Source organism: Tistrella bauzanensis (assembly GCF_014636235.1).
Taxonomy (GTDB): Bacteria; Pseudomonadota; Alphaproteobacteria; order Tistrellales; family Tistrellaceae; genus Tistrella; species Tistrella bauzanensis.
Window position 1 is genome coordinate 110,315 of the sequence record NZ_BMDZ01000006.1, and the last position, 11,764, is coordinate 122,078.

At 68.5% G+C, this 11,764-nt stretch carries 11 protein-coding genes; 4 read left to right on the plus strand and 7 right to left on the minus strand.

Annotated features, from left to right (window positions below; translation table 11 throughout):
• The first annotated feature begins 94 nt into the window (after positions 1–94).
• Entirely contained in the window at positions 95–1,321 is a 1,227-nt protein-coding gene (locus tag IEW15_RS04640; RefSeq protein ID WP_188575401.1) for a glycosyltransferase family 87 protein, read from the plus strand.
• Here the strand turns inward: IEW15_RS04640 and IEW15_RS04645 are convergent.
• The 7 genes from IEW15_RS04645 to rhtA form a co-directional block, all read right to left on the minus strand.
• The gene (locus tag IEW15_RS04645) at positions 1,221–2,942 is read right to left on the minus strand and encodes a hypothetical protein (RefSeq protein ID WP_188575403.1); all 1,722 of its coding nucleotides are present in this window, start codon (positions 2,940–2,942) and stop codon (positions 1,221–1,223) included. The two genes, IEW15_RS04640 and IEW15_RS04645, sit on opposite strands and share 101 nt — an antisense overlap.
• Positions 2,939–3,691: an SDR family oxidoreductase gene (locus tag IEW15_RS04650; protein WP_188575405.1), complete on the minus strand. Its 753-nt coding sequence runs from the start codon at positions 3,689–3,691 to the stop codon at positions 2,939–2,941. The genes IEW15_RS04645 and IEW15_RS04650 overlap by 4 nt, the downstream gene beginning before the upstream one ends.
• Entirely contained in the window at positions 3,688–5,034 is a 1,347-nt protein-coding gene (locus tag IEW15_RS04655) for an FAD-binding oxidoreductase (protein ID WP_188575408.1), read from the minus strand. Before IEW15_RS04655 ends, IEW15_RS04650 begins: the two co-directional genes overlap by 4 nt.
• Positions 5,031–5,474, minus strand: coding sequence for a GtrA family protein (locus tag IEW15_RS04660; protein WP_229707818.1), 444 nt, complete (start codon positions 5,472–5,474; stop codon positions 5,031–5,033). Before IEW15_RS04660 ends, IEW15_RS04655 begins: the two co-directional genes overlap by 4 nt.
• Before the next feature lie 2 nt (positions 5,475–5,476).
• Entirely contained in the window at positions 5,477–7,063 is a 1,587-nt protein-coding gene (locus IEW15_RS04665; RefSeq protein ID WP_229707819.1) for a UbiA family prenyltransferase, read from the minus strand.
• Between the two features lie 235 nt (positions 7,064–7,298).
• Positions 7,299–8,039: an EF-hand domain-containing protein gene (locus IEW15_RS04670; protein ID WP_188575410.1), complete on the minus strand. Its 741-nt coding sequence runs from the start codon at positions 8,037–8,039 to the stop codon at positions 7,299–7,301.
• A gap of 137 nt (positions 8,040–8,176) precedes the next feature.
• Positions 8,177–9,061, minus strand: a complete 885-nt coding sequence (rhtA, locus tag IEW15_RS04675; protein WP_188575412.1) for a threonine/homoserine exporter RhtA — start codon at positions 9,059–9,061, stop codon at positions 8,177–8,179.
• A 102-nt stretch (positions 9,062–9,163) separates the two neighbouring features.
• Between rhtA and IEW15_RS04680 the strand changes: the two genes are divergently transcribed.
• Genes IEW15_RS04680 through IEW15_RS04690 form a run of 3 tightly spaced genes read left to right on the plus strand, consistent with a single transcriptional unit; the run spans position 9,164 to position 11,706 of the window.
• Positions 9,164–9,742 (plus strand): helix-turn-helix domain-containing protein, encoded by a 579-nt coding sequence (locus IEW15_RS04680; RefSeq protein WP_188575414.1) that lies wholly within the window; start codon positions 9,164–9,166, stop codon positions 9,740–9,742.
• A 36-nt stretch (positions 9,743–9,778) separates the two neighbouring features.
• Positions 9,779–10,855 carry a phosphoenolpyruvate carboxykinase (ATP) gene (locus IEW15_RS04685; RefSeq protein ID WP_188575416.1) on the plus strand — a complete coding sequence of 359 codons (1,077 nt, stop codon included), beginning with the start codon at positions 9,779–9,781 and terminating at the stop codon, positions 10,853–10,855.
• The gene (locus tag IEW15_RS04690; RefSeq protein WP_188575418.1) at positions 10,852–11,706 is read left to right on the plus strand and encodes a sulfotransferase domain-containing protein; all 855 of its coding nucleotides are present in this window, start codon (positions 10,852–10,854) and stop codon (positions 11,704–11,706) included. Before IEW15_RS04685 ends, IEW15_RS04690 begins: the two co-directional genes overlap by 4 nt.
• The last annotated feature ends 58 nt before the right edge of the window (positions 11,707–11,764 follow it).

Consider the following 11,764-nt stretch of genomic DNA (forward strand, 5'->3'; position numbering starts at 1 on the left):
GCGGCGACCGGCCCCGACAAGGGAAACCGGGGAACGCTTTGCCGGTTCAGGATGTTGCTGTGCGGGTGGATGCTGTTTTGCCGGAAGGATGACGATGGTCCGGACCATGACCGACTGGCCGCTGCGGCTGCTGGTGGCCCTTATCCTCGTCTGGGTCATCGGCGGGGAATTCCTCCGCACCCTGCCTGGCGATCTGCTGTGGGATTTCGGCTCGTTCGTGGCCTCGGGCCGCGCGGCCGCCCAGGGGCTCGACCCCTATGGCATTCACGAACTCACCTTCCACGTGTCGATCGCAGGCTTCGACATGTGGAACCCCAACCTCAATCCGCCGATCTCGGCCCTGCTGTTCCAGCTATTCGACGGCGGCGATGTCCATCAGACATTCCGGGTCTGGCGGATGATCAGCATCGCCATCTATGTAGCGACCGTGCTGCTGCTGTTCGACCGGTATGGCGCCACGCCGCTGACGGTGCTGTGGGTGTTCGCGCTGGCAGGTTTCTGGGACACGCTGCTGCTGGGCCAGATCTATATCCCGCTGGTGTTCATGGCCGTGGCCGCCTGGCTGCTGCTGGAACGCCGGCAGCACATCGCCGCCGGCATCCTGATCGGGCTGGTGGTGTCGATGAAGCCGAATGTCCTGGTCTGGCCGGTGCTGCTGTTCCTGGCCGGCCATCGCCCGGCGCCGATTGCCGCCGCGATCACGGCGGCGGTGGTCAGCGCGGTACCGCTGCTGGTCTATGGCCCCGATATCTATGGACAATGGCTGTCTCTGGTCGCCGGTGACGGCAGCCGGGCGGTGTTCCTGACCAATGCCTCGATCGCGGGCTTTGCCGCTCGCGCCGGCATGCCCTGGGCCGGCATGCCGCTGAGCATCGCGCTGCTGCTGGGGCTGGCGCTCTGGGCAGTGCGCCGGCGCCCGGGCATCGAACGCGCCAGCGGCTTCGCCCTGCTCGCGGCCCTGCTCGCCTCGCCGCTGGGCTGGATCCACTATACCCTGTTCCTGCTGCCGCTGCTGCTGTCCCGCTGGCACCGTCCCGAAATCCGGCTGGCAGGGCTGATGCTGTGCGTGCCGGTGCCGATGGTGCTGGCGCGGATGGGCGCCCCGGCGCTGGACCAGTTGACGCTGGGCTCGGTCTATGGCTGGGCGTTGCTGATCTGCTTCGGGTCACTGGTCGCGGATCGCTGGCGACAGCGGGTGCCGTCGGCGCAGGCCGGCCGGATCAGCGGGCCGTCAGGATCAGCGGCAGATCCGGCGATGCCGGCGGCGACGGCCACGGCGACGGGACCGGCGGCCCGCCCGGCATCGACGACCGGCGCATGAACACCCGCCATTCGCTGGTCTCCCGCACCAGCCGGAACTGGCTGGTCAGGGTGTCGTCATAGATCCGGCGCATACCCTCGGCGGTGCCGCGCTCGATCGGCGCCTTGGGCTCCATCACGACCTCGGCATCGCGGAACATGGTCGCGGCCGGCAGGTAGTGGCGATCGTCGATCGTGCGCCCCCAGTGGTGCCAGGTGCTGTCGCCATGCGGCGGCGCCAGCCCCATGCCGGCGGTGAACGGGTTGACGAAATCGAGCACCACCACCCGCCCGCCGCCGGCCGCCGGATCGCTGGTGACGCCGAGATCGTCCAGAATGTCGCGGCCATCGGCGATGCTGGTCCGATAGCGGTCGAAAATCGACTGCAGCCAGCCATCCCGCGCCGCCACCATCCGGATGCCCTGATAGTTGGGCAGAGGCAAGCCCTCGCCCTGTCCGCTCACCGCAAGTCCGGCATGAATGCCAAGGGCGGCGCCGTTGAACACGATCGGCGGCAGCAGGATCGCCGGCACCAGCAACTGAATGGCGGCGAGCGTCCAGGCCGGCCGCGCGCGCCGGTGGGTCGCCGGCACCCGCCACGCCAGTTCAGCCGCGGCCACGATCGCGGCGGCAAGGGTCACGATGCCGCGCACCTGGAAATTCTGAGCGAGCAGCATCATGCCGCCCGCCAGACAGACCGCGAAGAACACCAGATCGCGCAGGCTGCGGGTGCGCCACAGCGACAGCATCACGGCCGCCGCGAACACCACGATATCCGCCAGGTTGTCGCCCAGAAGCCGGGCATATTTGCCGACATCGTCGATATTGCCACTGACCTGCCCGACCAGCATCAGATCCAGCAGATGCGACGCGGTGCCGCCCCAGACAGCCTCCACCGCCATCGCCACCAGCATGGCGGCGGCCAGGGTCGCCGCCGCCCACAGCCGGTGGCGCCGGTCGATCAGCAGCAGACACAGAAACGCCAGCGCCACCACCGCGTAGCTGATCTTGATATACAGCATCAGCACGGTCAGAAACGTGGCGGATGCGGTGTCCGAGATCAGCAGACGGGCAGACGCGCCGTCGCCGGCTGGCTGCCGCGACGGCACATACAGCATCAGCAGCAGCGCCAGCGCCGCCCAGCCCACCCGGTTATAGAACATGGCGAACGACAGCTCGCGGATGTCCTCGCCCAGATTGATCGGCACCGCCACCACCAGAACCAGAAACACGCCCAGCGGAATGGCCAGCACCGGCCGCAGCCGCGAGGCCAGCACATGGGCGATCACCGGCGCCATTGCCAGCAGCAGCAGACCCATCCCGATCGGCATGGCGCTGGTGAAGCTGCCGCCGATCCAGCGCCCGGCGGCGGGGATGTAATAGACCAGCGGCCCCAGCGCGGTATGGAAATCGCGATTGGGCACCTGACCCTGATCGATCCGCCAGACGCCATCCAGGAAGATGAACAGGTCGTTGACGTATTTGTTGGTCACGGTCTGGCCCGGTACCGCCAGCACCAGCGCCGCGACCACGCAGACCAGCATGATCACCACGCCGGGGCGGGCGAGCACAGTGTGCCAGCGCAGATGGTCGGGGCCGATGTCTGGGCCGGGGCCGGGGCCGGGCAGATCGCGTGTCGTCACAATTGCATCCGCTTGAAGATCCGCTCAGGAACGGCCCTGATCACCATCATCAATGGCCGCCAGACGCCACGGACATAGATCACCTCACCCCGGCCCTGTTCAGCCGCCCGGAACACCGCACGGCCCACCTCCGACGGATCGGCGGTCAGCGGGCCGGGCAGCGCCATGCCCTCTGTCATCCGGGTGCGCACGAAGCCGGGCTTCACCGTGACCACCCGGATGCCCCGGCCGGCCAGCCGGTTGCGCAGGCCCGACAGGAATGCCGTGAACCCGGCCTTTGCCGCGCCATAGATATAATTCGAGGCCCGGCCACGGTCGCCCGCCACCGAACTGATCCCGACGATGGCGCCGGTGCCACGGGCAGCGAACCGCTCGGCGATCATACCCAGAAACAGCGCCGGTCCTTCGAAATTCGCCCGCAACACCCGCTGAGCAGCCAGGGGATCCGCCTCGGACCGGGCCTGATCGCCCATGTCGCCGACCACACACACCACCGTATCCGGCAAGACCGGCAGCCCGTCGAGCATGGCCGCGAACTGGTCGGTCTCCAGAATGTCCAGCCGGTGAACCGGCACCGCCCGGCCGCTGCGCGCCGCGATGTCGCTGGCGTTGCGTGTGCCCGCCGCCACGTCACGCACCGCCAGCACCACCTGCCAGCCGGCGACGGCATAGCGGCTGGCGATCGCCCGGCCGATATCGGAACTGCCGCCGATCACGAGCAGTGTCTTGCTGAGCGCGTTCGCGGTCATATGCCAAGCCTTGTCGAGAGTTTCGAGGACAGCCGCCCCGGGGCGCCGATCTGGTGGCGCAGGCGGCGCAGCCGGTCGCGACCGGGATATCCGGCCTCGAAGGTGGCGGGAGACTGGCGGGCATCCTTGGCGAGATACAGCCGGCCGCCGGCCGCCACCACCAGCCGGTCCAGGTCGTTGAGCAGGGCCAGCACCCGTGCCGACACCGGCAGATCCAGGGCCAGGGTCACGCCCTCCATCGGAAACGACAGATCACCATGAGCCGGACCCAGTTGCTTCAGCACCGCCAGAAACGAGGCGTGACCGGCCCGCGATACCCGTTCCAGGATATCGGCGAGCGTTCCTGCGGCCGCAGTCATCGGCAGAACACATTGATATTGCACGAAGCCGCGTGCGCCATACAGGCGGTTCCAGTCGCCGATACCGTCGAGCGGAAAGAAATACCGGTCCCAGGGCACCAGCATCGCCTGGCCGGCCGCCCGGGCACCGCGTTTGTAATAGAGCGCGTTGAACGCCCCCACCGACAGCCGGTTCAGCATCATCGACGGCGCATCCAGCGGCACCGTGAAACGGCCGCCCACAGCCGGCGGCCAGCGGTCAGCCCCCGCCCGCGCCGTCAGATCGGCCGGCGTCGCATGCTCGCCCAGATAGACCAGCGACCGGCCAAGGGCCGCCCCCCGTGCCAGACAATCGATCCAGGCGACGCTGTAGGTGGCCTCCGCCGCATCACGCAGCGCCGCCAGCGCCCGATCGAGATCAGGCGCCACGACCGTGCGCTGGCTGATCCAGCCGGTTTGGATCGGCACAAGCGTGAAGCTGGCCTCGACGATCATGCCGGTCAGTCCCATGCCGCCAATGGTGGCCCGGAACAGATCAGGGTGGTGATCGGGGCCGCAGGTCACCATCTGCCCGTCGGGCAGCGCCAGGGTCAGCGTTTCGACATGGTCGCCGAAACCGCCCGCGCGATGATGGTTCTTGCCATGGACGTCGGCGGCGATCATCCCGCCGATGGTCACGAAGCGGGTGCCGGGCACCACCGGCGGAAACCAGCCGGCCGGCATCGCCACCCCGATCAGATCGGCCAGCAGCAGCCCTGCTTCCACGGTCACCCGCCCCGTCTGGCGGTCGAAGCTGCGGATACGATCCAGGCCGCGCATCACCACGGTGGCACTGTCGCCGATGGCGGCGTCGCCATAGGCGCGGCCGGCGCCACGGGCGATCAGCCCGGCACGCGGCCGGCCATCGGCATCATCATAAAGCGACGCAACCTCGCCGGGCGCCAAGGGACTGATCAGCGCGCTGTCGTGGCGGGGATAACGGCCCCAGCCATGAAATTCGGTCATGACCGCGCCGCCTTGAACACGAAGCGGCGATCCAGGCAGAACTTGATCACATAGCCCAGCGCCAGCCCCAGAACCGCACCGGCATACTTGGCAGACGCCGTCTGCCAGATCATCCAGAACGCCAGCTCGGTCGCCCAGAAGATCACGGTGGTGCCGACGCTGAACAGGCCATACAGCGCGATCTTCGATGCCTCCTGACGATAGCCGGTGAAGGCGTCATCAAACACCCACAGCTTGTCGAGCAGGTATTTGATCGCAAACCCGGCCGCAGTTCCAGCCGCGATCGCCACCAGCAGGGGGGCAGTGGTCCAGCCCCGCACCACCAGTTCCTGCACGGCCAGATTGGCCACCATCGCCAGCAGCGCGAAGGCCACATAGCGCAGGAAGCGGGGCGAGATCGTGCGGCGGTCCTGCCAGCCGGCCTCTCCGCGTGCCGCCACGATCAGAGCGCCCCGACCACGAGCAGGGCCGCAGCCCCCATGGTCAGCAGGCTGACCCTGTCCTTCAGCGCGAAGACCATCGGGTCGTCGTGCAGTTCGCGGCGGCTGGCCAGCATCAGGGCCCGCGCGATCCAATAGAGCAGCAGCGGGATCGCCAGCCACAGCACCTCGGGCGTGCTGTAGAGCGCGCCGGCGGCCGGTGTCGAGATATAGACGGCGAACACCACGATGGCATTGAACCCCGCCGCCGCCGCCAGCGCCGCGACCATTTCGAGGTCGCTGGCGCGATAATCGCGGCTTTTGGAATCGGGCAGCCGGGCATCGCGCCGCGCCGCCAGCTCGACATAGCGCTTGATCAGGGCCAGCGACAGAAACACCATCAGGCAGAAGCCGAGCAGCCATTTCGACATCGGCACGCCGGTCGCCACGGCACCCCCGATCACCCGCGCCAGATACAGCACCGCCAGCGTCAGCACATCGATCAGCATCATCCGCTTCAGCGCGAAGGTATAGCTGGTGGTGATGACGAAATAGCCGGCGAGCACCGCCAGGAACGGCAACGACACGCTGGCCGCCACGGCGATGGCGGACAGCAGCAGGAACGGTGCCGCCGCCATGGCCTGCCACAGCGGAATCGCACCGCTGGCCAGCGGCCGCCGGCACTTGCTCCGGTGAGCGCGATCGTCCTGAAGGTCGACCAGATCGTTGACGATATAAACGCTGGATGCGCAGAGCGAGAAGGCGACGAAGGCGGCGAGTGCCTGACCGATGGCGCCGAAGGTGATGACATGGGCCGCCAGCAGCGGCAGGAAAACCAGCGCGTTCTTGGCGTATTGATGCACCCGCAGCAGCTTCGCCCAGCCACGCAGGCCGGCCGGTTGTGCCGGCAGATGCCGGGCATCCGGGCAGGCCGATGACAGCCGCGCCGCCACCCGCCGGGGCGCGCGTATCGCGATAGAACGGCGCGCAACCTGCCAAACTGGCAGGTCATCGGCGCTGTTGCCGACATAATCGAAGCGGTTTTCGCCGAAGGCGTCGACAAGCTGCCGTGCCTTGACCGCGCCGGCCAGGTTGGTGTCGGCATCCGAGGCGAACCAGCCGGTGAACAGACCCAGATGCGCCGCCACCCGTTCGACCAGCAAGCCGTTGCTGGCCGATGCCAGATAGACCGGCCGGCCCTCGGCCCGCGCCTGCCGGACCAGTGCCAGAACTTCCGGATCATAAGGCAGCGCTGCCGGATCGAACGCGGCCGACCGTGCCAGCCGGTGTTTCAGATCGGCCTTGCCGCGCCGCAATCCACCGATGATGTCGATGATGGCGGCGGGACGACGGCCCAGGGTGGCGAAGGCGCATTCGATCAGCAGATCCGACGCCACCAACGTGCCGTCCAGATCAACGACCAGCGGCACCGGCCGCGCCGTATCATCGTCGGTCGGCCGGGGCGTGGCCGGCCGCTTCATCTCGATCAGGCGCGGATGGGCGGCAGGTGCCGGTTCGACCCCCGCGAAGCCACGGCCCGCAGGCTCCAGAAGGTCACCCGACACGTCCTGCAGGTCGCCGGCGATGGTTTCGAACTTGATCGTCCGCAAGATGGCGTCTCCTCGGCACAACGAGTATCCGGCCGATGCCGGTACGCGCGGGGGTGTGCGGGGAGTGCCGATGCCGCGCCTGTCCGACGCCGCTCAAAATGTAGACGATTGTATGGTCGCCCGGAACGCCTTCTGGCGCGTGGCCGGCTGTCTTGCAGTCCCCACGAGCCGCAACGCCGCGGGTTGACGATGGTTCCGTGAGCGGGCCGTGTCAGAGTGGTGGCAGCGCCATGCCTCAGGCGGTGACCGCCGTCGCGGTGGCGATCCCTGTACCGGTGCCTGTTGCCTGTTCATCGGCATTGCGATAGGCGGACAGCGCCGCCGTGATCGCCTGCAGGGCCTGCTTGCCGCCGGCGGCAAGCTCTTCGGCCGAGACCTTGCCATCCTCGTTGGTGTCGAGCATCGCATACAGGCCGGTGAGCGTGTCCTCGTCCTCGTCATCATCCGATGAAGCGGGCGGCGGCCCGCCCGGCGGCGGACCACCGGCCCCACCGGGACCACCACCTGCCGCAAGCCCCTCGGCAAAGGCGGTCTCGGTCAGGCTTTCGGCCTCGGCACCGGCGATGCTGTCCCATAAGGCCGCGGCCTGAGCGTCGCTCACCTCATCGGGCTTGCCGGCAAGGAATTCATCACGGGTGACAAGGCCATCGCTGTCGCTATCCAGCCGGGCGAACATCTCTTCCGCACCGGCCCCTGCCTGGCCCGCCTGACCACCCTGCACCGGGCTGCCTGCCTCGGCTTCCTGAAGGCTCAGCAGCGCCGATTGCAACAGGTCCGACAATTGCTGAACGAAGGCCGCGGCTGTTCCCGACGTCGTCGCGGCCCGAGACGTGGCGGTCGCCGTGGTCGACGATGCCGTCGAACTGGCGGACCCGGTCAGGTCATCCAAGGCGGCAGCGGCGCTCGACCGGCTGGTGCCGCTGCGGCTGGACCAGGACGATATCGCCGACTGCGTGATACTGCCAATGCTGCTCATAACCCGCCACCCGCTGATCCGGTGCCGCGGGCCTCACCATCCCGCACCATCACAGAAAACCACGTCCTGCCGGGGGCCAGGGGCGACTTTACACAGTCACAACGGAAACTTTACACAAGACGGGCCAACAGCGGTGGTCAGCCGGCCGATGCCGGCGCGCGTCGCGCGGTGGCCGTGGTGCCGACCGATGCGCAGATGATCGCGCCGATCGCCGTCCATTGCAGCGGGGTCAGCATCTCGCCCATGAACAGCAGGCCGGACAGGGCGGCGAAGGCCGGCTCCACGCTCATCAGCGTGCCGAAGGTCCGGGTCGGCAGGCGGGTCAGCGCCATCATTTCCAGCGAATAGGGCAGCGCCGTCGACAGCACCGCCACGGTCAGTGCCACCGGCAGGATCGCCGGGTCCAGCAGCGCCGTCCCCGCATGGTGAATGCCGATCGGCAGCACCACGATGGCCGCGATCAGCGACCCCCAGGCGGCCGTCTGCATGCCGTGCACGGCGCCGGCCTTCTGCCCGAACAGGATATAGAGCGCCCAGCACACCCCTGCGGTCAGCGCATAGGCAGCCCCCACCGGATCGATGCCGGCGGCAAAGCCGCCGACCGGCAGCAGCAGCAGCAGCCCCGCCACCGCCAGCCCCACCCACAGGAAATCGGTCGGCCGGCGCGATCCGAACAGCGCCACCGCCAGCGGGCCGGTGAATTCCAGCGCCACCGCCACGCCCAGCGGCACCGTGCGCAACGCCATATAGAAGGTCAGATTCATGCAGCCCAGCGCGATGCCATAGACGATCACCGATCGCAGGCCCACCGTCGTCAGCCGCACCCGCCACGGACGGAAGATCAGCATCAGCAGGATCGCCGCGAACAGCACCCGCAGCGCCACCGTGCCCTGCGCGCCGATGGCGGGAAACAGGGTCTTGGCCAGCGAGGCGCCGGACTGGATCGAGGCGATGGCGATCAGCAGCAGCCCGACGGGCAGCAAGATCGACCCGGCGGCCTGGGCGACCTTGGGGGCGGCCATGGGACGGGCACTCCGGAACGGATTGGGGGCAGGAACGGATTGGCGCAGACTGGCGCAGGTTTGGTGTACTATACGGCGCAGAGGGAGATTATGGGCACTATAATGCACAGTCAAGAGGCCGATAGCGGCGCGGCCGAGCGACCGCCGATCCTGGAACATGTCGCGGGCAATCTGCGGCGCCTGCGGCGTGCGGCCGGGTTCAGCCAGGAGGCGCTGGCCGAGGCGTCGGGGGTCAGCCGGCGGATGCTGGTCAACATCGAACGCGGCGATGCCAATGTCAGCCTGGCGGTCCTCGACCGGATCGCGGCGGCGCTGAACGTGCTGTTCGTGGATCTCGTGCGCGATGCCGATTTGCCCGATCGCAGCCGCATCCAGGCCCTGGCCTGGGCCGGCACCAGCCCCGAGAGCCGCGGCACCCTGCTCGCCGGCGCCCCGGCCACCCATGCGGCCGAGCTCTGGATCTGGTCGCTCGGCGCCGGTGACCGCTATGTCTCGGAGCCGGATGGGGATGGCTGGCATGATATGATCTATGTCATCGAAGGTCGGCTGACCGTGCATCTGGCCGACGGGGCCCGTGTCATCGAGGCCGGAGACTTCCACAGCTTCGCCAGCAACCAGCCCTATATTTACGAGAACACCGGCACCACCCGCGTCCGTTTCCTGCGCAACGTGATCTACTGACGGCCCGATGCCCCGGCACGCCGTTCAAGGCCAAGAGTGGAGACCAAGACCGATGCCGTGCGCGGCTTTGCCGAGACCACCCACAAGGCGGGATCGTGGAAACGGCAACGCCGTGTCGTCACAAGCCCTGATGTCCGCACGCCGGAATGGCTCTGCATGCCGCCGGGCTTCTTCGCTATGGTAGGCATCATCATGCGAGCCGATATTGCCCCCGCCCCCTTCAACCGCAGCCTGTGTGGCTGGCGGGTGGCCAGCGCGCTGCCGCTGCCCGATCTGCTGGCCTGGACCGGCGATGGGCGGCAGCCGGATCTGGTCATCGAGCTGGGGCCGGTTCCGGAGCGGCTGGCCGACCTGGCCGTCGACCGCCCGCTGCTCCAGATCGCCACCGACGGCACCTGCCGCTTCCAGGTTCCCGACGTCGCCAGCTATCTGATCGATCCCGCCGGACGGCGGGTGATCGTCGATCCGGCTCTGCCGCCGGAGGCGCCCGATATCGGTGTCTTCCTTCTGAGCACGGTGTTCGGCATCCTCTGCTATCGGCGCGGGCTGCTGCCGCTGCACGCCAGTTGCGTGCGCATCGGTCAGGGGGCCGCCGCGTTTGCCGGACCGTCCGGCATGGGCAAGTCAACCCTGGCGGCTGCGTTCCGCCAGCGCGGCCATGCCGTGCTGGCGGACGACGTGACGGTGCTGGACCTTGCAGCCCCCGACGGTCCGCGCGTGTGGCCGACCTTTCCCCGACTGAAGCTCTGGCGCGATACTCTGGTGCGGCTGAACATTCCGGATGCGGGGCTGGAACGCAGCCGCGCCATGCTGGACAAGGTCCACCTGCCGGTGGACGATGCCTTTTGCGCGGAGCCATTGCCGCTCACGGCGGTGTTCCACCTGCATCCCCTCGGCAACGAGGACGACACGCCGCTGCGCCGCCTGCGCGGCCCGGAGGCGGTGGCCTGGCTGGGCCGCGACGTCTATCGCAGCGGACTGATGGCACGGCTGGGCCTGTCCGGCCGCCTGCTGCCGGCGGTGGCGGGCGGCACCTGGGCCGTGGCGCACGGGCACGGGCCAGGCGGGCTGGACCGCAGCATCACCCGCATCCTGGAGCGGTTGGAGACATGACCGGCTTCTACTGGATCGCCTCCTATCCCAAATCCGGCAATACCTGGCTGCGGCTGGCCTTGCGTGAGCTGGTGCAGCCGAACCGCAGGGGCGGGCCACGGGATCGCGTCGGCTTCGCCGCCACGGCCAGCGATCGGACGGATATCGAAGAGGCGCTGGACATAGAAAGCAGCGATTTCAGCCGGGCCGAGCTGGAAGCGCTGCGCCCCGCCGCCTACCGCGCCATGGCCGCCGCCGCATCGCGGCCGCTTTACCGGAAGGTCCACGATGCCAGGCTGGATACGGCGGCGGGGCCGCTGTTCCCGCCGGAGGTGACGCTGGGCAGCGTCTATGTCGTCCGCGATCCGCGCGACGTGGCGGTATCCTGGGCCCATTTCGCCGGCATGAGCATGGAAGCCGCAGTCGCCATGCTCTGCGACCCGGCCGCCATCCTGCTGCCATCGCCCGGCCGCCCGGCCCTGGCCGTCGCACAGCGCCTGACCTGCTGGAGCGGGCATGCGCGGAGCTGGCTGGACGCCCCCGGCCGCCCCTGCTGCCTTGTCCGTTACGAGGATATGCTGGCCGACCCGGCACCCGTGCTGAGCCGGGTCAGCCGCTATGCCGGGATCGCACATGGCGCGGCCGATATACAGCGCGCCGTGGAGATGACGCGGTTCGACACCCTGCGGGAGCGGGAGATAGCCCATGGTTTCGACGGTGGGCAGGCGGGTACAGCCGCATTCTTCCGCAGCGGCCGCGCCGGCCAGTGGCGCACGGCGCTGGACCCGCTGCAGGTTGCCCGGATCGAGGCCGCCCATGGAGAGATGATGGCCCGGCTGGGCTATGCAAGGGGATGTCCCGCCCGATGTTGAAAAGGGCTCGGCGGACGTCGCTGGTTGATGAGGCTATGCAGCCTCGCAGACGGGGTCA